Source organism: Sphingomonas sp. SUN039, from assembly GCF_024758725.1.
Lineage (GTDB): Bacteria > Pseudomonadota > Alphaproteobacteria > Sphingomonadales > Sphingomonadaceae > Sphingomonas_O.
Genome location: NZ_CP096972.1, coordinates 3,323,959 through 3,347,091, shown reverse-complemented (window position 1 = coordinate 3,347,091; position 23,133 = coordinate 3,323,959). Strand labels below are relative to the sequence as shown.

Annotated in this window: 20 protein-coding genes; 10 read left to right on the top strand and 10 right to left on the bottom strand. The window is 65.2% G+C overall.

Going from position 1 to position 23,133, the window contains the following annotated elements:
* Positions 1 to 180: 180 nt before the first annotated feature.
* Positions 181 to 909 (top strand): Bax inhibitor-1/YccA family protein, encoded by a 729-nt coding sequence (locus tag M0209_RS16605; protein ID WP_258889690.1) that lies wholly within the window; start codon positions 181 to 183, stop codon positions 907 to 909.
* Between the two features lie 162 nt (positions 910 to 1,071).
* Here M0209_RS16605 and M0209_RS16600 read toward each other — a convergent pair whose 3' ends face one another.
* A complete protein-coding gene (locus tag M0209_RS16600) occupies positions 1,072 to 1,689 on the bottom strand; it encodes a glutathione S-transferase family protein (RefSeq protein ID WP_408988218.1) in 618 nt (205 codons plus the stop codon).
* Between the two features lie 83 nt (positions 1,690 to 1,772).
* On the opposite strand from M0209_RS16600, the gene M0209_RS16595 reads away from it, so the two are divergent.
* The gene (locus tag M0209_RS16595; RefSeq protein WP_258889385.1) at positions 1,773 to 2,636 is read left to right on the top strand and encodes a dienelactone hydrolase family protein; all 864 of its coding nucleotides are present in this window, start codon (positions 1,773 to 1,775) and stop codon (positions 2,634 to 2,636) included.
* Positions 2,637 to 2,652: 16 nt separating this feature from the next.
* On the opposite strand, the gene M0209_RS16590 is transcribed toward M0209_RS16595, so the two are convergent.
* Entirely contained in the window at positions 2,653 to 3,912 is a 1,260-nt protein-coding gene (locus M0209_RS16590) for a hypothetical protein (RefSeq protein ID WP_258889384.1), read from the bottom strand.
* Between the two features lie 154 nt (positions 3,913 to 4,066).
* Between M0209_RS16590 and M0209_RS16585 the strand changes: the two genes are divergently transcribed.
* Both M0209_RS16585 and wecB read left to right on the top strand, forming a co-directional pair.
* Positions 4,067 to 5,632: an MFS transporter gene (locus M0209_RS16585; protein ID WP_258889688.1), complete on the top strand. Its 1,566-nt coding sequence runs from the start codon at positions 4,067 to 4,069 to the stop codon at positions 5,630 to 5,632.
* A 57-nt stretch (positions 5,633 to 5,689) separates the two neighbouring features.
* Positions 5,690 to 6,820, top strand: coding sequence for a non-hydrolyzing UDP-N-acetylglucosamine 2-epimerase (gene wecB / locus M0209_RS16580; protein ID WP_258889383.1), 1,131 nt, complete (start codon positions 5,690 to 5,692; stop codon positions 6,818 to 6,820).
* Here the strand turns inward: wecB and M0209_RS16575 are convergent.
* Both M0209_RS16575 and M0209_RS16570 read right to left on the bottom strand, forming a co-directional pair.
* Positions 6,817 to 7,011 (bottom strand): hypothetical protein, encoded by a 195-nt coding sequence (locus M0209_RS16575; protein WP_258889382.1) that lies wholly within the window; start codon positions 7,009 to 7,011, stop codon positions 6,817 to 6,819. The genes wecB and M0209_RS16575 overlap by 4 nt on opposite strands.
* A gap of 67 nt (positions 7,012 to 7,078) precedes the next feature.
* The gene (locus M0209_RS16570) at positions 7,079 to 8,386 is read right to left on the bottom strand and encodes a UDP-glucose/GDP-mannose dehydrogenase family protein (RefSeq protein ID WP_258889381.1); all 1,308 of its coding nucleotides are present in this window, start codon (positions 8,384 to 8,386) and stop codon (positions 7,079 to 7,081) included.
* 182 nt (positions 8,387 to 8,568) lie between these two features.
* On the opposite strand from M0209_RS16570, the gene M0209_RS16565 reads away from it, so the two are divergent.
* A complete protein-coding gene (locus tag M0209_RS16565) occupies positions 8,569 to 8,982 on the top strand; it encodes an EthD domain-containing protein (RefSeq protein ID WP_258889380.1) in 414 nt (137 codons plus the stop codon).
* Here M0209_RS16565 and M0209_RS16560 read toward each other — a convergent pair.
* The 4 genes from M0209_RS16560 to M0209_RS16545 all read right to left on the bottom strand — a co-directional run bounded on the left by M0209_RS16560 (position 8,979) and on the right by M0209_RS16545 (position 14,169).
* Positions 8,979 to 9,494, bottom strand: a complete 516-nt coding sequence (locus tag M0209_RS16560; protein ID WP_258889379.1) for a nitroreductase family deazaflavin-dependent oxidoreductase — start codon at positions 9,492 to 9,494, stop codon at positions 8,979 to 8,981. The genes M0209_RS16565 and M0209_RS16560 overlap by 4 nt on opposite strands.
* An 11-nt stretch (positions 9,495 to 9,505) precedes the next feature.
* Positions 9,506 to 10,201, bottom strand: coding sequence for a DsbA family protein (locus M0209_RS16555; protein ID WP_258889378.1), 696 nt, complete (start codon positions 10,199 to 10,201; stop codon positions 9,506 to 9,508).
* Positions 10,202 to 10,214: 13 nt separating this feature from the next.
* Positions 10,215 to 11,582: a M48 family metalloprotease gene (locus M0209_RS16550; RefSeq protein WP_258889377.1), complete on the bottom strand. Its 1,368-nt coding sequence runs from the start codon at positions 11,580 to 11,582 to the stop codon at positions 10,215 to 10,217.
* A 64-nt stretch (positions 11,583 to 11,646) separates the two neighbouring features.
* Positions 11,647 to 14,169, bottom strand: coding sequence for a ribonuclease E/G (locus M0209_RS16545; RefSeq protein ID WP_258889376.1), 2,523 nt, complete (start codon positions 14,167 to 14,169; stop codon positions 11,647 to 11,649).
* A gap of 505 nt (positions 14,170 to 14,674) precedes the next feature.
* Here M0209_RS16545 and M0209_RS16540 point away from each other — a divergent pair.
* The 5 genes from M0209_RS16540 to M0209_RS16520 all read left to right on the top strand — a co-directional run bounded on the left by M0209_RS16540 (position 14,675) and on the right by M0209_RS16520 (position 21,118).
* Positions 14,675 to 15,865 (top strand): N-acetylmuramoyl-L-alanine amidase, encoded by a 1,191-nt coding sequence (locus M0209_RS16540; RefSeq protein WP_309547080.1) that lies wholly within the window; start codon positions 14,675 to 14,677, stop codon positions 15,863 to 15,865.
* A gap of 45 nt (positions 15,866 to 15,910) precedes the next feature.
* Positions 15,911 to 18,433: a penicillin-binding protein 1A gene (locus M0209_RS16535; protein ID WP_408988217.1), complete on the top strand. Its 2,523-nt coding sequence runs from the start codon at positions 15,911 to 15,913 to the stop codon at positions 18,431 to 18,433.
* Between the two features lie 45 nt (positions 18,434 to 18,478).
* Entirely contained in the window at positions 18,479 to 19,606 is a 1,128-nt protein-coding gene (prfB, locus tag M0209_RS16530; RefSeq protein WP_258889374.1) for a peptide chain release factor 2, read from the top strand.
* A 131-nt stretch (positions 19,607 to 19,737) separates the two neighbouring features.
* Positions 19,738 to 20,421, top strand: coding sequence for a class I SAM-dependent methyltransferase (locus tag M0209_RS16525; protein ID WP_258889373.1), 684 nt, complete (start codon positions 19,738 to 19,740; stop codon positions 20,419 to 20,421).
* 82 nt (positions 20,422 to 20,503) lie between these two features.
* Positions 20,504 to 21,118 (top strand): glutathione S-transferase family protein, encoded by a 615-nt coding sequence (locus tag M0209_RS16520; protein ID WP_258889372.1) that lies wholly within the window; start codon positions 20,504 to 20,506, stop codon positions 21,116 to 21,118.
* 5 nt (positions 21,119 to 21,123) lie between these two features.
* Here M0209_RS16520 and M0209_RS16515 read toward each other — a convergent pair whose 3' ends face one another.
* Positions 21,124 to 21,825 carry a hypothetical protein gene (locus M0209_RS16515; RefSeq protein WP_258889371.1) on the bottom strand — a complete coding sequence of 234 codons (702 nt, stop codon included), beginning with the start codon at positions 21,823 to 21,825 and terminating at the stop codon, positions 21,124 to 21,126.
* Positions 21,826 to 21,833: 8 nt separating this feature from the next.
* Positions 21,834 to 23,036 carry a toxic anion resistance protein gene (locus M0209_RS16510; RefSeq protein ID WP_258889370.1) on the bottom strand — a complete coding sequence of 401 codons (1,203 nt, stop codon included), beginning with the start codon at positions 23,034 to 23,036 and terminating at the stop codon, positions 21,834 to 21,836.
* Positions 23,037 to 23,133: the final 97 nt, after the last annotated feature.

The following is a 23,133-nucleotide window of genomic DNA, read 5'->3' as shown; positions in this document are numbered from 1 at the left end:
GATCCCAACGCCCCCTACAGGAGACTAACGGATATGGTTACGGTCGCCAAGCCGAAACCCTTCGGCGCCTCGCGGCGCGGGCTGCGGCGGGTTTTGTCGCGTTTCGCTTGAAAGCAAAGGCAATTGCCCCGATATTTGCGTTATCCGGCCAATTGCGGCTGGGCAAAGGAGAGTTTCGAGATGGCCAATTGGGATCCACGGTCGACTGCGACCGCAGCCGCCGCTGCCTCGGCCGGAACACAGGCCGACGTCCGCGACGCGGGCCTGCGGAAATATATGCTGTCGGTGTACAATACCATGGCATCGGGCGTGCTGCTGACGGGGATCGTCGCGCTGCTGTTCGCGCAGTCGGGCTATGCCGCCGCCGTCCAAAATACACCGCTGCGCTGGCTGATCATGCTCGCGCCGCTCGGGTTCGTAATGGTGCTGAGCTTTGGCATCAACCGCCTGTCGACGACCGCCGCGCAGGGCATCTACTGGGCGTTCACGGTGGTGATGGGCCTGTCGCTGTCGTCGATCTTCCTCGTCTACACGGGTGAATCGATTGCCACGACGTTCTTTGCAACCGCCGCGGCTTTTGCGGGCCTCAGCCTCTACGGCTACACGACGAAGCGCGACCTGTCGGGCTTCGGTACGTTCCTGATCATGGGACTGGTCGGCCTGCTGGTGGCGATGGTCATCAACATCTTCCTGCAATCGACGGCGATGGCGATGGCAATCAGCTTCATCGGCGTGCTGCTGTTCGCGGGTCTGACGGCGTACGACACGCAGAAGATCAAGAGCATGTACTTCTATGTCGCGGGCAGCGACATGGTCGGCAAGTCGGTGATCATGGGCGCGCTGACGCTCTATCTCGACTTCATCAACATGTTCACCTTCCTGCTGAGCTTCATGGGCGACCGTCGCTAACGCATCGCTCCTGACACGAAAACGATGCCCGGCGGCGAAATCCGCCGGGCCTCTTCTTATCGCTAGCCCCGGCAAAGAAGAAGGGGCTTCGACAAGCTCAGCCAAGTCGGGTGGAGGGCAATCTCTCCACCCGACTTGGCTGAGCTTGTCGAAGCCCCTTTTTCAATCCTGCTTCGGCATCAACGCCGCATCGATTTCCTTCGCCCGCTTGTACGCCGCGCGTTCGCGGATCGGGGCGATATAGTCCTCGAACGCGGGGCGGGTCGGGATCGATTTGAACATCAGGCCCCAGTCGATTTGCGACCCGACATAAACGTCTGCCGCGCTGAACCGGTCGCCCGCGACGAAACGCTTGCCCGCGACCGCACGCTCGAGCGCGTCGATGGTCGCGTCATAGCTGCCATATCCCGCCATCATCGCCTTGTCGGCAGGGGCCTCTAGGCCCAGCGCCCGCGCCGTCACCGCCGTCTCGACCGGTCCAGCGGCAAAGAACATCCAGCGGTAATAATCGCCCCGCGCCGCCGCATCGGGGGCTAGCCCCGCGCCCGGAAACGCGTCAGCCAGATAGGCGCAGATCGCCGCCGCCTCGGTCACTACGGTATCGCCGTGCTTGATTGCGGGCACTTTCCCCATCGGGTTGACCGCCAGATATTCGGGGGCTTTCATCGTCGTGCCATAGTCGAGCAGCACCTGTTCGTACGGTTCTCCCACCTCCTCGAGCATCCAGCGTGCGATCTGTCCGCGCGACATCGGGTTGGTGTAGAAGGTGAGCTGCGCCATGATGGTCCTCCGAATCGTTCGATGAGCGGAACATAGGTCGAACGATTGGGCGAGTCACGCGTAACCGAGAGGACAAAAAAACCATGACCGACCGCCTCCCCGAAACCGAGAACTGGGTGAAATCGACGCAGATCGACCGGCGCGGCGCGCTGATCGGCGGCGTCGCGCTCGCGGGCTATGCACTTGCCGCGCAACCGGTCGAGGCGGCGATCCAGACGCCCGCCGACGGGCTCGACGCGGGCATGACGACCTTTTCCACCGGCGGCTTCACGATGAATGCCTATCGCGCCAAGCCGAAGGGCAAGCGCAATCTGCCGGTCATCGTCGTGGTGCAGGAAATCTTCGGCGTGCACGAGTGGATCAAGGATATCGTGCGGCGCTTCGCCAAGGCGGGTTATTACGCCATTGCGCCCGATTACTACCAGCGCCAGGGGGACGCGACCAGGATCGCCGACTTCGGGGCGCTGATCCGCGATATCGTGTCGAAGGTGCCCGACGCGCAGGTGATGAACGACACCGACGCCGCGTTCGCCTTTGCCGCGAAGGACGGCGGCAGCGCGACACGGCGCGGCATCACCGGTTTTTGCTGGGGCGGGCGCATCACCTGGCTCTATGCCGCGCACAATCCCAATCTGAAGGCGGGCGTTGCGTGGTACGGACGGCTGGCAGGCGCGGGCAATCCGCTGACGCCGAAACAGCCGATCGACCTCGTCCCCGCGATCCGCGCGCCGGTGCTCGGCAATTACGGCGCGCTCGACAAGGGCATTCCGGTGAAGGACGTCGACGCCATGAACGCTGCATTGAAGGCTGCGGGCAAGCCGTCGTCGATCACGCTCTATCCGACCGCCGACCACGGCTTCCTCGCCGATTACCGCCCCAGCTACAACGAGGCGGCGGCGAAAGACGCCTGGGCGAAGACGCTGGCGCATTTCAAGAAGTACGTTTGACGCCTCCGCAGGTCCGTCAGCAAAGCCCCGCCGCGCGTTGGAGCATGCCGCATTTCTTTTGCGGCTGGCGCGGTTCGTCGCTGCCGTCGCGGCCCGACATCGCTTCGTCCATGTCGGGCATACCGACGATCTTGTTGCTGACCGAGCGGTAGCGGACACGCGCGGTCCATTCGGGGTTCCACGCGATCTTCGGATTGGCGGGGCGCGGCGGGAAGGCAAAGCTCGCCTCGGGTCCGTAGGCGTACATCGACAGCATCATCATCTCGCCGCCGGCTGCTTTCACCTCGGCCGGAATCTGGCACTGGGTCTGCGTCGGCGGCATCACGACGCGTTCGCCGATCAACCGCTGAACGACGCTCGGGGCGAGCCAGTCGGTCAGCCCGCCGAAGAATTCCTGCCGTGACGCCGACGTCCACCAGACGATGTCGTTGGAACCGCCGCGCTTGCCCCCGCCCGAAAAGCCGATGCCATGCGCGTAATAGCCGGTTGCCGCCGGAATCGCGTTCCAGCTGACATTGGTGACGTTGCCCATCTCTGCCGTCCGCACCTGGAGCGGGTTCATGAAATCCTGATTGAGCGCGAATTTGATCTCCGGACTATAATTGCCCGCGATCCGATGCGGGCCGACCAGCGAGGAATTGCCCGGGATATCGACGCGCCGCCCGCGATCGTTGGGCCAATAGCCATAGGTGCGGCTGTTGCCCTGCGTCACGCCGCGATCGACCGGCACATTGGCACTGAACAGCCCCGGCGGCACTTGCCCCGCCGCCATTTTGGCAAAATCGATCACCACCGGCTGCCCCGGCCCGGCCTTCGCGCCGCAACCCCAGAAAATCAGCATCCGCCCCTTCGGCCGCTGAAAATCGCGCGGCACGTCGCCGCGCTCGACCGGTGGCGAGGCGGTCGCAACCGGCGTGGCAAGCGGCACCGACGGCCCCAGGCCCAGTCCCGCAGGAACGAAGTGGTCGGCCGCCGGTGTACCACTCGCCGCGAGCGTCGATCCCAGCCGCAGCTCGAGTTCGTGTCGCGGACCGCCGCCGCCCATCATCGCCGACATGCCGCCTCCACCGAACATCGCGCCAAGGCCGCCACGCGGCTTCGCACCCGCGCCGCCACCGCCGCCCATGCCCGCCATCCCGGGCATGCCCGAGGCCGTGGTGACATCCATCTGGTAGCGCGCCTTCGGGCCGGTCGTCTTCTGCGCGGCGACCTCGACCGCCAGCCCTGCCGCCAGAGCCAAAAGTGCAACGCTGCCCGCGATCAATCGTTTTTGCATCATCCGCTTCCCTGTCCGGCGATTCGAATTTACGGTTTCACCCTCTTCGGCACGCAACTCTAGGACGAATACGACATTGCCCGCTTGGCGTGGGCGACGACTCTGCTAACCCTAGGCTCAGAGAATAGGGTTCAGGGAGAGAGCATTGACCGATATGCGCCAGATTGCGCCCGAAATCGTGCCGCCCCGCGCCGCGTCACCGGCTTATGCCAATTACGTTTTGGTCGTGCTGACCATCGTTTACGTCCTGAACTTCATCGACCGCCAGATTCTCAGCATCCTCGCCGCCGACGTAAAGCGCGACCTGCACCTGACCGATGCCGATATCGGGTTCCTGTTCGGCACCGCGTTCGGCGTGTTCTATTCGCTGTTCGGCATTCCGCTGGGGCGGCTGGCGGATAACTGGAACCGGGTGCGGCTCATTACCATCGGTCTGGCACTGTGGTCGGCAATGACGGCATTTTCGGGATTGGCGCGCAGCGGCGGGCAGCTAACCATGGCGCGGATCGGCGTCGGCATCGGCGAGGCGACCGCCTCCCCTTGCGCTTATTCGTTGCTGTCCGACTATTTCCCCAAGCATAACCGCGCGACCGCGCTCGCAATCTACTCGTCGGGCATTTTCATCGGTGGCGGACTGTCGCTCTCTATCGGCGGGCTGGTCGTGGACAATTGGAACCACGCCTTTCCCGACGGGAAATGGGGTCTCGTCGGGTGGCAAGCAGCGTTTATGGCAGTCGGCATCCCCGGTCTGTTGATGGCCTTGTGGGTCGCGACCCTGCGCGAACCATTGCGCGGCCAATCCGATGGCATCATCACCCCCGCGCAACCCAACCCGTTCCGCGACTTCCTGGGCGAGCTCGTCACGATCATCCCGCCGCTGACGCTCATCGGCGCGGCGCGGCGCGGCGTTGCGGCCTTGCTCGTCAACCTGCTGGTCGCCGGGATCGTCGCGGTGGCGGCCTGGGGGATGATCGCGGCAACCGGCAAGGTGCCGCAATGGGTCGCTATCGGCGGCGGTGTCTATGCGGTGTTCTCTTGGGCGAGCGCGCTCAAGGCGCGTGACGTGCCGACTTTCAGGCTGATCTGGGGAACGCCGTCGTTCATCTATGTCACCTTGGGCTATGGTTTGATCGCATTCGCGTCCTATGGTCTCTCGGCCTTCGGCGCGCTGTATGCCGAGACCATGCTCGGTCAGAGCAAGACGGTGGTCGGCCTGTTTCTCGGCGGCGGCGCAGCGGCTGCCGGGTTCATCGGCATCGTCACCGGCGGGCGCATCGCCGATACGCTCAAGAAACGTTATCCTTGGGGGCGTATTCCGGTCATTCTGGTCGGGACGCTGGGGCCAGTCATTCCGGTGCTGGTTGCCTATACGACTGCCAGCCCGACGATTTTCTACATCGGCATGTTCCTCGCCGGGATGCTGGCGCCGGCGGCGCTTGGGGCGGCAGGGGCGACGACGCAGGATCTGGTGCTGCCCCGGATGCGCGGAACGGCGACAGCGACCTTCTTTATTGGCACTGCGCTGATGGGCCTCGGCCTCGGGCCGTTCATGACTGGCTTCGTCTCGGAAGTGACGGGAAGCCTGAGAACCGGCATCCTGTCGCTGCTGCTGGTCGCGCCTATCTCAACGATTTTCCTGCTGCTCGCGTGGCGCAGCGTCCCCGCTGCAGAGGCAAGTGTCGTCGAGCGCGCCCGCGCGGCTGGCGAGGCGATAGCTTAACCACAAATCAAGTGTGACGCCTTATGGCGGCGTCATGGGTCGCGGGGCGGAGCATCAATGAAAGTCATGACGATCTTCGGGACGCGTCCCGAAGCGATCAAACTCGCGCCCGTCATCGCGGCGCTGGAGGCCACCCCCGGCGTCGTCTCGCGCACCTGCGTTACCGCGCAACATCGCGGGATGCTCGACCAGGTGCTCGACCTGAACGGCATCAAGCCCGACCACGACCTCGACCTGATGCGCCCCGCGCAGACCCTCGACGCGATCACCGCCGCGCTGCTCACCGGTATCGGCGATGTTCTCGACAAAGACACGCCCGACCGCGTCATCGTGCAGGGCGATACTGCGACCGCGATGATCGGCGCGCTCGCTGCTTATTACCGCCGCCTGCCGGTCAGCCATGTCGAGGCCGGTCTTCGCAGCGGCGACATCTATCGCCCCTGGCCCGAGGAAGTGAATCGCCGCATCGTCTCAACGATCGCCGACCAGCATTTCGCCCCGACGACGACGGCGGCGGAGGCACTCTACCGCGAGAGCATCGACCCCGCGACCGTCCATGTCACCGGCAACACCGTGATCGACGCACTGCTCGCCACACGCGACAGGATTGCGGCGGAGCCGGCAATGACCAAGGGGCTCGACCTGTTGTTCAGCCGGTTCCGCCAGCGCCGGATCATCCTCGTCACCACCCACCGCCGCGAAAATTTTGCGGCGATGACCGCGGTCGCCGAGGCGATCAGCGCCATTGCCGAGCGCCGCGACATCGCCGTGATCTTCCCTGTCCACCCCAATCCGAATGTCGCAGGCGTCATGGAACGGATGCTGAAGGGCCGTGACAATATCGCGATGATTCCGCCGCAGGATTATCCGCATTTCGTGGCCCTGCTGAACGCGTGCGACTTTGTGCTGACCGACTCGGGCGGCGTGCAGGAAGAAGCACCCGCACTCGGGAAGCCCGTGCTGGTCATGCGCGACACCACCGAACGCCCCGAAGGGGTCGAAGCGGGCACGGCCCGCCTGATCGGCACCGACCCGCAGCGCATCGTCGCCGAAGCCAACGCCCTCCTCGACGACCGCGCCCGTTACGACGCGATGTCGCGCGCCCACAACCCGTTCGGCGACGGCGAAGCGAGTGGGCGTATCGCAGCAATTGTTGCCGGACGCTCCCCGATTGATTCGTTACGCTAACGTAATGAATTCATTGGGTAGTTTTTATTCATCACTTCCGCCGCAGTAACATTGCGGGGCTGTGACGCGGTTGTTACACCACCGGTAATATCTACCATCGACCAGGCGGGATGCCCTGAAATGAACGGCGTTGTGGAATTTGCTCTGATATTCGGCACCGTGATGATCGGTGGCACCTCGGTCGTCGCCATCGTCTTTGCCCAGGTACGAAAAAAGGCGCGGGCGCGTCGGCTCAAGCAGCATTTCTCGTCGAAAAAGTCACGCGGGCCGACCAACGCAGTGGTAGTCGATCCCTAGGGCTTCGACCGTCGCGCGGTCGTAAATGTTGCGGAGATCGACGAGCCGCGGCGTCCGCATGACCGCGGCCAGCCGGTTGAGGTCGAGCGCCCGGAACGCATCCCATTCGGTGACAATCGCCACGGCATCGGCGGCCTCTGCCACCGCATAGGCGTTCTTGCACATGGTGACCGCAGGCATCATCGGCGCGGCGATCTCCATCCCTTCGGGGTCGTACGCCTTCACGACTGCACCCGCGTCGAGCAGCGCCTGGACGATCGCCAGCGACGGCGCGTCGCGCATGTCGTCGGTATTGGGCTTGAACGTCAGGCCCAATATGCCGACCGTCTTGCCGCGCACGTCGCCGCCCATGGCCGCGACAACCTTTCGCCCCATGGCCCGTTTCCGCGTATCATTGACCGCAACTGTGGCTTCGACGATCCGCTGCGGCACGCCCTCGTCGTCCGCCGTCTTGAGCAGCGCCAGCGTGTCCTTGGGAAAGCACGACCCGCCATAGCCGGGCCCCGCATGCAGAAATTTCGCGCCGATGCGGTTGTCGAGGCCGATACCGCGCGACACATCCTTCACGTCTGCGCCGACCGCCTCGCACAGGTCGGCAATCTCGTTGATGAAAGTGATCTTGACGGCGAGAAAGGCATTCGCGGCATATTTGATCAGCTCCGCCGTCCGCCGTGCGGTGAACATCAGCGGGGCCTGGCCGAGCGACAGCGGACGATAGACGTCGCGCATCACTTGTTCGGCGCGCGCATTCTCGCAACCGATGACGATGCGGTCGGGGCGTTTGAAATCGCCGATCGCCGCCCCTTCGCGCAGGAATTCGGGGTTGGAGACGACTGCGACTTCGGCATTCGGGGCGACCTCGCGCAGGATGCGTTCGACCTCGTCGCCGGTGCCCACCGGCACCGTCGATTTGGTCACGACGACGCAGGGTCCGGTCAGCGCGCCACCGATGTCACGAGCCGCCTGATAGACATAGCTGAGGTCGGCATGACCGTCGCCGCGCCGCGAGGGCGTGCCGACCGCGATGAAGATGGCGTCGGCCCCCGCAGCGCCCTCGGCCAGGCTGGTCGTGAACCTCAGCCGCCCCGCATCGACATTGGCCTTGACCAGTTCGGCGAGGCCCGGCTCGTAGATCGGCATGCGCCCGGCGCGCAGCGCGTCGATCTTGTCCTGGCTGACATCGACACAAACGACATCGTGCCCGAAATCGGCAAAACACGCGCCCGATACCAGACCGACATAGCCGGCACCGATCATCGCAATTTTCATGGGGGTCGCAACTCCGCGTCGATTCAGATGCCAGGTGAAGGGCAACGCCCGTGCACCCGAAGTCAGACGCCTTTATGCGATCGACAACCGCTGGTCCACTCTCTGCGGGGCACCGCCGCCACTGCCCGTGGCGGCTGGACGCCAAATCTGCAATGCCAGGCGCGAGCCGGTAGGGGAGAGCCATGTTCAAACAAATCTGTTTCTTCAGAAAGCGTCCCGACATGACGATGGACGCGTTCATGGATTATTACGAGAACCAGCACGCCCGGCTGTCGGAGCGTATGGGCCGTGCGCCGTCGATCCCCAACGCGGTGCGCTATGTCCGGCGTTATCTGGTGCCCGAAAACAACCCGGTCACCGGCGCGGTGATCGATCCGGGATATGACTGCCTGATGGAAATCTGGTGGAACAGCCGCGAGGATTTCCTTGCCTCGCAGGCAATCATTTCGAGTCCCGACCGCCTGCCCTCGATCAAGGCCGACGAAGCCAATTTCCTCGCAACCCACGACAATCCGGTCTGTTCGGTGATCGAGTATGACTCACCGATGGGGCCGAACGGCGAGGCGACGCGGGTCGAGCTAAGGCATGGCGACTAGAGCTGTCGCATCCCCGTCGCGTCGCTTTCCCGGAACACCGGAACCGGCTCGACCGGTGTCATCATCACCAGCGGAATCTGGCGCGCGGTCGAAGCCTGATAGGCAGCGTAGGACGGAAAGACATCGACCATGAACGCCCACACCTTGTCGCGTTCGGCCCCCGACGGTTCGCGCCATGTCCCCCGGAACGCCTGTGTGCCGACCTGAAACTCGACGTCGGCGGCATCGCAGATATTCAGGTACCAGGCGGGATGCTCTTCCGCGCCCCCCTTCGACGCGACGATCACGACTTCGCCGCCGATGTCGCCATAGATCAGCGGCGTGATAAAGACCTTGCCGCTTTTGCGACCGGTGTAGCGGATCATGCAATGCGTCGTGAACCGGTGCCCGCCGACGGGCGCCAAATCCATGATGTGCCCTTCGCTGCCGCCCGACCGCAGGTACATCTCGCGGTGCTCGGTCATCCAGTCCTTGCGCGTCTCGCGGATCGCGGCGGCAGAATCGTCGGTCATGCCCTTCCCCTTTACTTACGGGCAGCACGCACTTCGGCAATTGCAGCCTTGAGCGCGTCATAGCCGACGGCGCCTGCGAGCAGCTTGTCGCCGACCACCCAGCTTGGCGTACCGCTCAGCCGCAACGCACTCTGAAGCTGGAGGTTGGCCGCGATCTCTCTCTCGGCCGCCGCGTCTTTCGCTTTCGGATCGACGCCGAATTGCTGCGCGAGCCTGGCGCGTGCCGCTGCATCGGGACGGGCGGCATAGGCAGCGCGGTGAAACGCCGCATAGCGCCCGGTTTTGGCAACGCGCAGACTCAGTTCGGCTGCGGCCGTGCTGTCGGGGCCCAGCACCGGCATCTCGCGATAGACGATCTTGAGCTTGGGATCTTCCTTCAGCAGCCGCTCGATGTCGGGCAGGCTCGCGCGGCAATAGCCGCAGGCATAGTCGAAAAATTCGACCAGAACAACGTCGCCGTCGGGGTTGCCTTCCCACGCGCCCGCATAGGGCGTCTCGATTGCCTTGCGGTTTGCCGCCACGGCCTTTGTCGTCTCACGCTCCTGCAACTTGTCCATCGCCTCGGGCAGGATTTCGGGATGTTCGAGGATATAATCGTGCACGATCTTTTCGATCGCTGCCTTGTCCGTCGTACCGATGGCAGGGGTTGCGCCCGTCGCCGCCAGCGTTGCCGCAGCACCCAGTGCAGCCGCCACCAATCCGATCACGATTTCACGTTTCCTACTCATCCTTGGGCTTGCGGCGTTTGCCGTCCTTGCCGACCTGGTTTTGCGCAACCATCAAAATGTCCTGCGCGCGAATCCAGTCGGACGAGCCCTTGGGGATCCCTGCCATCGCAATCCTGGCATTGTACAGCGCCTGCGGGGCCTGTCCCGTCAGATCGAAGCGCTCGGCGGACGCGAGCGCGGCACGCGCCGTATCGCCTTCCTGCGAATAGATGACCCCGAGCTGGTACCAGGCAAACGGGTTTTCGCGGTCGCGCTGCACAGCATTGCGAAGCACCGTTTTCGCCTCTGGATAGAATGCCTTGTCTTCGGTCGCGATCAGCGAATGCGCGAACAGCGCCGCGATCAGCGGCTGGTAGTTGGTGCCCTTCACCGCATCGCGCAGCACCGGGATCGCCTCACGCGGACGCCCCGATTCGAGCAGGATCTGTCCTTTCAGCTCCTCGAAATACGGGTCGTGCGGAATCGTCGCGAGCAGGGCATCGGTTTCCGCCACAGCCTTGTCGGCGAAGGACTGTTTGTGGAACGCGTACGCACGGGCGTAACGCGCCGGGATCGAGTTGTTGCCGACCGGAAAGCGGACGAGCGTATCCTTGGGATCGTTGACGAAGCCGAACAGCTTTGCCTTCACCCGCTGGAACCGCGCCTCGATGGCGGGATCGGTGGGGGTGTTCCACGCCGGATCGGCGGCCATCCGCTCGCTCAGGATTGCAACCCGGTCGCCGCTCAGCGGGTGAGTGACTGCATAGGGGTCGATCTTTTCCTGGCTCAGCCGATATTCCTCGGCGCGCAGTTTCTTGAAGAAGCTGATCATGCCCTTGCCGCTGATCTTGCTCGCCGACAGATACCGCCGGGCCGACTCGTCCGCGCCCGCCTCGACCGAGCGCGAGAACGCCAGATATTTGCCCATTGCGGCCTGCTGCCCGGCCATCAATATACCCGCGCCTGCATCGCCCGCGCCTGCCGCAATGGCAGCGGCCCCGAGCAACAGGCTGAGCAGGGTGATGCCGGTCGCCTCGCTTGCGCCTGCACTCGAGCGCAGGACATCGCCCGCCGCCACATGCCCCAGTTCGTGCGCGATGACGCCCTGCACTTCATTGGCGTTGTCGGCGGCCTGGATCAGCCCCGAATGGATATAAACGACCTGCCCGCCCGCGACGAACGCGTTGATCGACCCATCGCCGATCATGACGATATCGACGCTTTTCGGATTGAGCCCCGCCGCGGCGATCATCGGCGCGGACATGTCGCGGAACAGCGTTTCGGTCTCCGCATCGCGCAGAATCGATTGCGCCAGTACGGGCTGGGCAATGAGGGTGGCGGCAAGAAATGCCGCCACAAGCTGGCGCAGGAATTTCATCATTGGCGACCCTTGCGGGCGGAGGATGAACGGCGCGTGAAACACCGGCCATACTCCGCCCGGATGATCATTCGGTCGCGCCGAACGTGCGTTGCCACCAGCCGCCTCGGCGGGTGCCGTCGGCTTCGGTGCTGCCTTCGGTGCTGGGCGCGGTTTCGGCGGTTGCGGCTTCGGCAACGGGTTCGGCTTTGACCTTGCGGGTGCGCTTGGGCTTTTCCGCAGGAGCCGGTTCGGCTTCGGCGGCAGGGGCCGCTTCGGCGTCTACGACTTTTGCCTTGCGCGTCCGCTTGGGCTTTTCGGCTACAGCTTCTTCGACCGAAGCGACCGGCTCGGCTTCGACCACGGCCTCGGCTTTGGGCTTGCGGGTGCGTTTCGGCTTGACCGGCGGTGCATCGGCCTCGGCCTCGACCGGAGCGGCCTCGACGGTTTCGCCTGCCGCTTCGGCGGCATCGGCTGCTGCATCCTCGGCGACCTCTGCGGGCGTCCGATCCGCATCGCCGCGTCCGCGCCGACGGCGGCCGCCGCGACGGTTGCGGCGCTTGCGGTCGCCCTCTTCGCGCGGGGCGACTTCGCGTTCGGCAACTTCCTCGCCTTCGGGCGCTTCGGCAGCTTCGCCCTCGACCGGCTCGCGCGCGGGCCGCTCGGCACCTTCGCCGCCCTCGTCGCGACGACCGCGACGACCGCGGCGACGGCGGCGGCGGCCGCGACCCTCGCCTTCGCCCTCTCCCTCGCTGCGCTCACGCGCCTCGCGGGGACGACGTTCGCCGCGCGGCTCGTCCTCCTCCTCGGCGACTTCTTCCTCGTCGATCTCCTCTTCGAAGACCTCGTCGTCCTCTTCCTCATACGCCGGCGCATCGAGGCGCGGGGTAAAGGCAGGCGGCGGGCCGGAAACCTCGACGGTCATCCGTGCGCCCTCTTCCTCGTTATCCGAGGCGACTTCGATGATGACACCGTAGCGCGCCTCGATTTCGGCGAGTTCGGCGCGCTTCTTGTTGAGCACATAGAGCGCGGCTTCCTTGCTCGCGGTCAACACGAGGCGGCTGCCGCGACCGCGACCAGCCTCGTCCTCGAGCATGCGGAGCGCCGACAGCCCTGCCGACGAGGCGGTGCGGACGAGGCCAGTCCCCTCGCAATGCGGGCACTGCCGCGTCGAGGCTTCGAGCACGCCGGTGCGGAGGCGCTGGCGGCTCATTTCCATCAATCCGAACGACGAGATGCGCCCGACCTGGATGCGCGCGCGGTCGTCCGAGAGCGCCGCCTTCATCGCCTTTTCGACTTTGCGGATGTTGCCGTTCGATTCCATGTCGATGAAATCGATGACGACAAGGCCCGCCATGTCGCGCAGTCGCAACTGGCGCGCGATTTCGTGCGCAGCCTCGAGGTTGGTGTTGACCGCCGTCGCCTCGATGCCGTGCTCGCGCGTCGAACGCCCCGAATTGATGTCGATGCTGACCAGCGCCTCGGTCGGGTTGATGACCAGATAGCCGCCCGATTTCAGCTGGACGACGGGGTTGTACATCGCCGCCAGCTGGTCCTCGACATGCGCGCGCTGGAACAGCGGCACCGTGTCGACATAGGGTTTCACCCGGCGGGCGTGGCTGGGCATCAGCAGCTTCATGAACTGCTTGGCATGGGCATAGCCCTCGCTGCCCTCGACCACGACCTCTTCGATATCCTTGTGATAGATATCGCGGATCGCGCGCTTGATGAGGTCGCTGTCCTGATGGATCAGCGCGGGCGCGGCCGACGCCAGCGTGTTCTCGCGGATCTCGTCCCACAGACGGGCGAGATAATCGAAGTCGCGGCGGATCTCGACCTTGGTCCGCTGCAGCCCGGCGGTGCGGACGATGCAACCCATTGTCTTGGGCAGCGCGAGATCGGCCATGATCGACTTCAGCCGCTTGCGGTCCGCCGCGTTCGAAATCTTGCGGCTGATCCCGCCACCGTGCGACGTGTTGGGCATCAACACGCAATAGCGACCGGCGAGGGAGAGATAGCTGGTGAGCGCCGCACCCTTGTTGCCGCGTTCTTCCTTGACGACCTGCACCAGCAGCACCTGACGGCGGCGGATCACGTCCTGGATCTTGTAGCGGCGGCGCAGGTTCATCCGTTTTGCGCGGAGCGCGTCGGCGGCTTTCTCGTCGCCACCATTGCCGGTCGCGACAGGCGCGGGAGCCTCGCCGTCATCGTCATGCTCATCATCGGCGTCGGGACGCTCATCGTCGTGCCCGTCGTCGTCATGATGGCCGTCGATCGGTTCGAAATCGTCCTCGGCAGCACGAAGCGCTTCTTCCTCGGCGGCGTGCTCGGCCTCCTCGCGCAACAGCGCTTCGCGGTCTTCCTTGGGAATCTGGTAATAATCGGGGTGGATTTCGGCGAACGCCAGAAAGCCGTGCCGATTGCCGCCGTAATCGACGAACGCCGCCTGCAGCGACGGTTCGACGCGGGTCACCTTGGCGAGGTAGATATTGCCCTTGAGCTGTTTGTGTTCGGCGGATTCGAAATCGAATTCTTCGATCCGGCTACCCTTGACGACCGCGACCCGGGTTTCTTCCCGGTGGCGCGCATCGATCAGCATACGCATTGTCATGTAGGTTTCTCCGGGCGCGCAGCCGCCGCATTTCATGCCATGCGGGCGCGCCAAATGTCCTGCAGCAGGTCTTGGGCGCGGCTCCTCGCGCACCGCTGCTGCGGGGTGGTTGGTGGTCAGTGAGCGCGTCTGCTCCCGCAGCATGCCCGGCGAATGCCGCCGGGAAAAACGTCCGCGCACGCGACCGGACAGCGTGTCCGGCAGTTACGTGGTGCGGAATGTCATGCATCATGGAAGCGTCAACCTGTCGGGTGGCCGCATGGAAAGGCAAAGGCCCGCAGCAGTCCCCGCGCCAAGGCCTAGCAGCGTCGTCACGCCACGGCAACAACCTTGGCGCTGGGGGTAGCGCGCAGCATTCGTGGCAAACTTGCCGTTAACCCCACCGCTCAACCGCGTTTTGACCGCCCGAACGTAATCCTGCCCGCAACAGGGGTTAATTTCGGGAAACCGGTTCACCATGCAATATTTCTGGACCGCGCAAGGGGTTGCGCGGCAAAGAGCAGTCGTGTCCGCACTTCTGCCGATCCTGGCGGCAATCGCAACGCAGGCCCAGGCGGGCCAGGTGACCGGCGTGGACATCGCCGAAGACCGCATCGTCGTGCGTTTCGACGGGACCGTGGCCAAGGCGACCAGCTTCGTACTGGCCGGACCCGACCGGATCGCCGTGGATATCGAGGGGGGAGAACCCGGCTCGGCGGTTGCCGGCAGTGGCCCGGTGTCGCGGGTGCGGCAGGGCAATTATGTTGCGGGCACGACGCGCATCGTGTTCGACATGAGTGCGCCGCAAAAGGTGCGCGGCGGGCGGTTTTCCGACGACGGGCGCGAACTGGTGCTCGACCTCGCGCCGCTCGACGACGAAGCGCTGGCACGCGCGGTCGCTGCGCCGCGCAAGCTCTATCTTCCGCCCGAGGCGCACCGTGCCGCGCCGCCACGCAGTCGTTACAGCGTCACCGTCGATATCCCGCCGATGCAGTCGGGCCTGCCGCGTCCGCGTATCATGGGGCCGGCCGGTCGCCCACTCGTCGTCATCGATGCCGGACACGGCGGGCATGATCCCGGCGCGATCGGCGCGAGCGGCGCGCGCGAAAAGGACATCACGCTGGCGCTGGCCAAATCGATCCGTGACGAATTGCTCGCCGGGGGCCGCGTCCGCGTGGCGATGACGCGCGACGACGACCGGTTCCTCGTGCTCGGCGAGCGCGCCCAGATTGCGCGCGGGCTGAAGGCCGACCTGTTCATCTCGGTCCATGCCGACAGCGCGCCGGGGACCGAAGCGACGGGCGCCACGATCTATACGCTGTCCGAAGTTGCCTCGAGCCGCAACGCGGCCGCGCTCGCCGCGCGCGAGAACCGCGCCGACATCATCAACGGCGTCAATCTGGGCGGCGAATCGAACGACGTCTCGTCGATCCTGATCGACCTGGCCCAGCGCGAAACGATCAACGCCAGCGCGCGCTTCGCCGACCTCGTCAAGCGCGAAGCGCGCGCGGTGCCGTTCAAGCGCGACTATCACCAGATGGCGGGCCTTGCCGTGCTGAAGGCGCCCGACATGCCCGCTATCCTGTTCGAGGCGGGCTATATCAGCAGCGCCAGCGACGTCGCCCGCATCACATCGGGCGAAGGCAAGCAGGCCATCGCCGACTCGCTCCGCCGCGCCGTCGACGTCCACTTCGCGCGGCGGATCGCGTCGCGGTAACAGAGCGCTTTCCCCCGCCCGTTTCGCGCATTACACGCGGGCCGGATGACCGATGCTGCCGAACCCGAGAGCCTTCGCCTTACCCTGACGCGCCGGAGCAATGCTGCGGTCGAATTCGGCCGCCGTGTCTGGGCGCAGCGCTGGGGGCGGCGCGCCGTCATCGGCGCGGGGGTGCTGGCCGTTCTCTACGTCATCTTCTGGGCGATGTTCCTGCGCGGGCTGCCCGATGCGCGCACCTTGCTCAAATACGAGCCGCCGCTGCCGACCAATGTGCGCGGCAACGACGGGACGCCGGTCTATAGCTATGCCCGCGAGCGGCGGGTGCAGCTGTCGTTCCCCGAATATCCCAAGCTGCTCGTCGGTGCCTATCTGTCGGCGGAGGACAAGAATTTCTTCACCCACGGCGGCGTCGATTACCTGGGGCTGGTCCGCGCGGTCGGCCAGGGGGTGCTCAACCGCGAGACACCCAAGGGCACCTCGACGATCACGCAACAGGTGGCCAAGAACCTGCTGATCGGCAACGAAGTCAGCTATGCCCGCAAGCTGAAGGAAGCGGTGCTTGCCTATCGTATCGAGGCCGCGCTCTCGAAGCCGCAAATCCTCGAACTCTATCTCAACCAGATCGCGCTGGGGCGGAACGCGTTCGGCGTGCAGTCGGCAGCGCGCGCCTATTTCGGCAAGGACGTCGGTGAGCTGACGCTGCCGGAAATGGCCTATCTCGCGATCCTGCCCAAGGGGCCGTCGAACTATCGCCCCGAGCGATTTTACGACCGGGCGATCGAGCGGCGGAATTGGGTGCTGGGGCAGATGCAGGAGAACGGCTATATCGACCGCGCGCAGCACGACGCCGCGGTTGCCAGCCCGCTCGGCACGATCAGCCGTGTCGCCGCCGCGCGCGACGATGTCGGCGGCTATTTCACCGAGGAAATCCGCCGCCAGTTGATCGACAAGTTCGGCGAGAAGGCCGAGGATGGCCCCTTTTCGGTCTATGCCGGGGGGCTGTGGGTGCGCAGTTCGCTCGACACGCGGCTGCAGGGCTATGCGGAGACGGCGCTGCGCGAGGGGCTGTTGCGCTTCGACCGCGGGCGCGGCTGGAGCGGACCGTCGGGCAAGGTCGATGTGTCAGGCAACTGGGCGCAGGCATTCGCCGCCGCCAATATCGGGGTCGCGTATAAGGACTGGCGCACCGCCGTGGTGCTGGCGAAGGACGATGGCGGGGCGCGGATCGGCTTTGTCGAAGGGGCGGAGGGGCGCTTGCCCGCCTATGCCGCGTCGATGCCGCGAAAAGGCGGCGGCGCGGCGTTCAGCTGGCTGAACCCGGGCGACATCATCGTGGTTGCGCCCGAGGGCAGCGACTGGTCGCTGCGCAGTGTCCCCGAAATTTCCGGCGGCATGGTCGTCCAGAACCCGCACACTGGCCAAGTGCTCGCCATGCAGGGCGGGTTCGACGCGCGGCTGGGCAGTTTCAACCGCGCGACCCAGGCGCTGCGCCAGCCGGGATCGAGCTTCAAGCCGTTCGTATATGCCTCCGCGCTCGATCACGGGATGACGCCCGCGTCGATCATCGTCGACGGGCCGTTCTGCGTTTATCAGGGCGCGCGCTTCGGGCGTAAATGTTTCCGCAATTTCGGCGGTGCGGCGGGGGCCGGCGCGCAAACGATGCGCTGGGGCGTCGAGCAATCGCGCAACCTGATGACCGTGCGCGCCGCCAGCCAGACCGGCATGGAAAATGTGGTCAAGATGGCCGAAGCGGTCGGGATCAGCGATCCCGGCAAGCCCTATCCAGCTGTGCTCGCCGTGGCACTGGGCGCGGGCGACACGACCGTCGCCAAGATGGTCAACGCCTATTCGATCCTCGCCAACAACGGTCGGGCAACGACGCCGACGCTGGTCGATTTCGTGCAGGACCGGAACGGCAAGGTCGTGCTGCGCGCCGACACCCGGCCCTGCAACCGGTGCAACATGGCCGAATATGACGGGAAGCCGATGCCGCGCCCGCCGAGCCGGACGAAGCAGGTCATGGACGCAATGACCGCCTATCAGGTCGTGCACATCACCGAGGGTGTCATCCAACGCGGCACCGCAACGGTATTGCGCGACCTCGACCGGCCGGTGTTCGGCAAGACGGGCACGACGACGGGACCGACCAATGTCTGGTTCGTCGGCGGGTCGGCCGACATCGTCGGCGGGGTCTATCTCGGATATGACCGCCCCCGCAGCATGGGCGGCGGCGCGCAGGGCGGCGTCATCGCCGCACCGATTTTCAAGGCGTTCGCCAAGCCCGCGTTCGAAGGGATGCCCGTCGTCCCCTTCCGCGCGCCGCCGGGCATCCGCATGGTTCGCATCGACCGCCATTCGGGCAAGCGCGTCTATGGCACCTGGCCGACCGAAGCCGACCCCAAGTCGGCCGTCATCTGGGAAGCGTTCAAACCCGAAAGCGAACCGCGCCGCTCGCTGCGAGACGACGAGGTGCCGACCGCCACCGTCGTCAAGCGCGCCGCGCCCAAGGCGCAGGTGCAGCAGCGGCAGGACAGCGATTTCTTGCAAAGGCAGGGCGGGATTTACTAACCCCGCTCGTCATTCCAGCGAATACGACACACCAAGGAACACCCTATGCGCGCCGAAGCGCAAGCCCATGTCGACCAGATCAAGTCCGCGCTCGCGCTGCTCCGCCGTTTCATCGACTGGGACGTGGCGCTCGCGCGGCTCGAGGAACTGAACGCGCAGGTCGAGGACCAGGCGCTGTGGAACGATCCCAAGGCCGCGCAGGTCGTCATGCGCGAGCGGCGGCGGCTGGAAGAGGCCATCGGCGCGACGCGCGCGATCCAGACCGAACTCAGCGACACCGTCGAGCTGATGGAAATGGCAGAGGCCGAGGGCGACGAGGCAATGGTCGAAGAAGGCGTGGCGTCGCTCGCCGCGCTCGCTGACCGCACCGAACGCGACAAGGTCGCCGCGCTGTTGGCGGGCGAGGCCGACGCCAACGACACCTATATCGAGGTCAACGCAGGAGCCGGCGGCACCGAAAGCAACGACTGGGCCGAAATGCTCGGGCGCATGTACATGCGCTGGGCCGAGCGTCACAAGATGAAGGTCGAGACCATCGACTATCATGCGGGCGAGCAGGCCGGGATCAAGTCGGTGACCTATTTGCTCAAGGGCGAGAACGCCTATGGCTATGCCAAGACCGAAAGCGGCGTGCACCGGCTGGTCCGGATCAGCCCGTTCGGCAGCGGCGACAAGCGCCAGACGAGCTTCGCCAGCGTCTGGGTCTATCCCGTCGTCGACGAGAATATCGATATCGAGATCGTCGAAAGCGAACTCCGCATCGACACGTTCCGCGCGTCGGGTGCGGGCGGGCAGCACATCAACACGACCGATTCCGCAGTGCGGATCACGCATTTGCCGACCAATATCGTCGTCCAGTGCCAGAACCAGCGCAGCCAGCACAAGAACAAGGCGGAGGCGATGAACCAGCTCCGCGCGCGGCTGTACGAGGCCGAACTGCAAAAGCGCGAGGCCGAAGCGAGCGCGAACGCCGCGTCGAAAACCGATATCGGCTGGGGCCACCAGATCCGCTCCTATGTCATGCAACCGTACCAGATGGTGAAGGATTTGCGGACGGGCGTGGTGTCGAGTTCGCCGAGCGATGTGCTCGACGGCGACCTGGATCGTTTCATGGCGGCGGCGCTGAGCCAGCGGGTGACGGGCGAGAAGGTGGTTGTGGAGGACGTGGATTGAGCGGCGCGCAACTTAACCCTCTTCGCTTTGCGGAGAGGGCGATGCGAAGCATCGGGAGAGGCACGACCGCGCGCACTTCACGCCTCTCCCGGCTCGCTGCGCTCCCCGCCCTCTCCGCGAAGCGAAGAGGGTTGGCCCTCCCCCTCCTCCTCGCCGCCTGCAACACTTCCACCGCCACGCCCACCCCTAACGCCGCAGCCTTCCCCGCCGCCGCGCGTCCCGTGGCCAACATCGTCAGCCCGCGCTGGTCCGACGAGGACAGCCGCGACAAGGTCGGCGAATCGGTCGAGGTGATGGACCGCGCGGGCGTGACACCCGGCATGACCGTCGCCGACATCGGTGCGGGCGAAGGCTATTACACCATCCGCCTCGCCGCCCGCCTCGGCACCAAAGGGCGCGTGCTGGCGCAGGACATCATGCCGGAAGTGCGCGACAAGCTTGCCGAGCGCGTGACCCGCGAACGGCTCGACAATGTCAGCGTGAAGCTGGGCACGCCCGACAATCCGGGCTTGCCCGAAAACAGCTTCGACCGCGTCTTCCTCGTGCACATGTATCACGAGATCGAAAGCCCCTACGCGTTCCTCTGGCATTTGCGCCCCGCGACCAGGGCGGGCGGCCGCGTCATCGTGGTCGACGCCGACCGTCCGACCAACCAGCACGGCACTCCGCCGGCGCTGCTCAAATGCGAATTCGCGGCAGTCGGCTACAAACAGGTCGACTATCAGCCGATGCCGTCGGCAGGCGGCTATCTCGCCGCGTTCGCGCCGAGCGGAGCGCGGCCCGATCCGGCGGCGATACGGGCGTGTAAGGAGTAATAAATAGGGACAGGCACTATTTCCTATTTGGAATTAGTGCCTGTCCCTATTTCCTGATTCGGCGACAAGAGGGGAAGCAGCTATGCTATTCTACGATGCAGCAAATCCGGCACCCAACCCCCGTCGCGTGCGGATTTTCCTCGCCGAAAAGGGGTTGAGCGTACCGAGCCGGTTGGTGTCGATTCCGGCAGGCGAACACAAAAGCGAGGCTTTTCTGGCGGTCAATCCGCTGGGCCAGGTTCCGGCGCTGCAGCTGGATGACGGCACAGTCATCACAGAGAGCATGTCGATCTGCCGCTATTTCGAGAGCCTGCATCCCGAGCCGCCGATATTCGGTACCGGCCCGCTCGGCATGGCCGAAACCGACATGTGGGTCCGTCGCGTCGAGTTCAAATTGATGACGCCGCTGTCGATGGTGTGGATGCACACCCATCCCTTCACCGCGCGCGTCGTGAAGCCGCAATACACTGAATTCGGCGAGAGCAATCGTCCCCGGGTGATATCGGCGCTGGCCTATTTCGACACGGTGCTGAGCGATCGCACCTTCGTTGCCGGTGACAGCTTTACGATGGCGGACATCGCCTTGCAGACAACCGTCGATTTCGCGGCGTTCATCGGCATCGCCGTGCCTGACAATCTGGCATCGCTGACCGCGTGGCACCAGCGCGTTTCGGCGCGGCCCAGTGCGGCGGCGTAAGCGCTTCAGACCTCGCCGCCCTGATACTTGAGTTCGAGATACTTCCCCTGCGTCGCCAACCGCTCGAGGTCGCCGCGCGCGAGGTTTTCGCTCATCCGCGACAGTTCCTGATCCACGACGCCCAGCCCGTCGAGCAATTGCCGCTCGGGCACAATCCCGTCGGTATCGACGCGGCGCAGCGCGGGCGGCACGCGGGTGTAGCCCTTGACCAGTTCGGGCAGCTCATCCCCGATCAGCCGGCGCACGGCGGCAGCGGCGGGCTCGCGCTCGTCGAGGGTCTGCAATTGCGGCACCAGCGCTTCCAGCTTCACCCCGATCCCGTCGACCAGCCGCGCGGCCGGCGCGGGGAGCGCGAGGCGCTGCGTCGAGAGCCATTCCTCGGTCTTGAGCGGCAACAAGGCGAGCTGCGTCGTGGGCAGCGATTCCGCCGTCGGTTCCGCATCGCCCCCGCCGAGCAGCAGGATCGCGAGCGAGGCGATGACGAACAGCAGCACCGCCATCATGAGCCCCGAGACGCCGATGGGCGTCACGAACAGGCCCAGCGCGAACGTCCCGATCGCGATCGCAAGCGCCGCCCAGCCGATCTGCTTGAACTTGCGCGCAAACCGGGCCTGCGCGCGCTCGCGCTTGCGGCGCTGCACCTGACGGTTGTCCGAATGGCGCTGGATCAGCGTCTCGGCCTTGGCGATGATCTCGTCGGCGGTCATTCAGCCGCTCACGACACCGGGGCGAGCGGATTGTCGGCCATCGGCCCGCTCAGCCGCCCCTGTGCTGCACCCTCGGCGCGCGCGATATAGCCCTTCGACTTTTCGACTTCGGTCGTCAGTGCGTCGACCGTCGTCTTCATCGACACCAAAGCCTTGGCCTTGAACGCATCGACCTGATCCATCGTGTCGTAAATGTTCTGGAAGGCGCGTTTCAGCGTATCGAGCGGGATCGTCGACGACGCGGCCTGCTCATGGATCGTCGCAGTCTGCGACTTGAGCAATGTCCCCGTCGAGTCGATAATGTTTGCGGTCGTCGTGTTGAGCGACGTGATCTGTTCGAGCACCAGTTTCTGGTTGGTCAGCGCCTGCGCGACCGTCACCGCCGTCCGCAGCGCCGACACGGTGGTGGTCGAGGCGCGATCCACGCCCTTCATCAGCTCGACATTGTTCTTCTTGACCAGATCGAGCGCGAGATAGCCCTGCACGCTGACCGCCATCTGGGTCAGCAGGTCGGTGGTGCGTTGCCGGACGTAGAACAGCGCGGTCTCGCGGATTGCCTTGGCCTTGACCGGGTCCGACGTCTCGATCTCGTTGGCCTTGGCCTCCAGCTTGGCATCGAGCGCCTTCGAGACATGGATCATCTGTTCGAGACGCCCCATCGCCGCCCACAGGCTCTGCCGCTCGGTCGCAATGGCAGCGTTATCCTTGAGCAATTCGTCCTTGCCCCCGGCAAGCCGCGTCAGGATCGAGGCGATATGTGTCTGCGAGCTTTTGTAGCTGTCGAAGTAGTTCCGCATGTTGTTGCCGAACGGGATGATCCCGAACAACCGCTTCGGCGCGGTCAGCGACCCGCGCTTGCCGGGGTCGAGATCCTCAATCGTGCGGCGCAGCTCGGCGAGGTCGTTGCCGACGCCGCTTTCCTTGTCCATCGAGCGCACCGGGCGGTCGAGGAAGCGGTTCGACTGCCCCGCCGCCTGCGCGATTTCGTTGCGGCCCATATCGGCAATCAAGTCCACCCGCCGCCCGAACTCGGGCGAATTGGCATCCTGCGCGACGAGATCGGCAACGAACGCCTCGGCCTTGGCATCGAGCTGCGTCTTCTGCGCGTCCTCCAGCGGCACGAGGCCACTCGCCTTCTCCGCCGCAATGGGCGCGACAGGGTCGGGCGCGGTCAGTGTGATGTCAGCCGTCTCGGGTGCCGTCGTCGCCATGCAAAGTCCTCCAGCCCAATCGCTGCCTAGGCGCATAGATAGGGCGGGTGCGGTGTATTATTCAAGTGATACGGCACAGGTCGAAACCGTGGGTTGC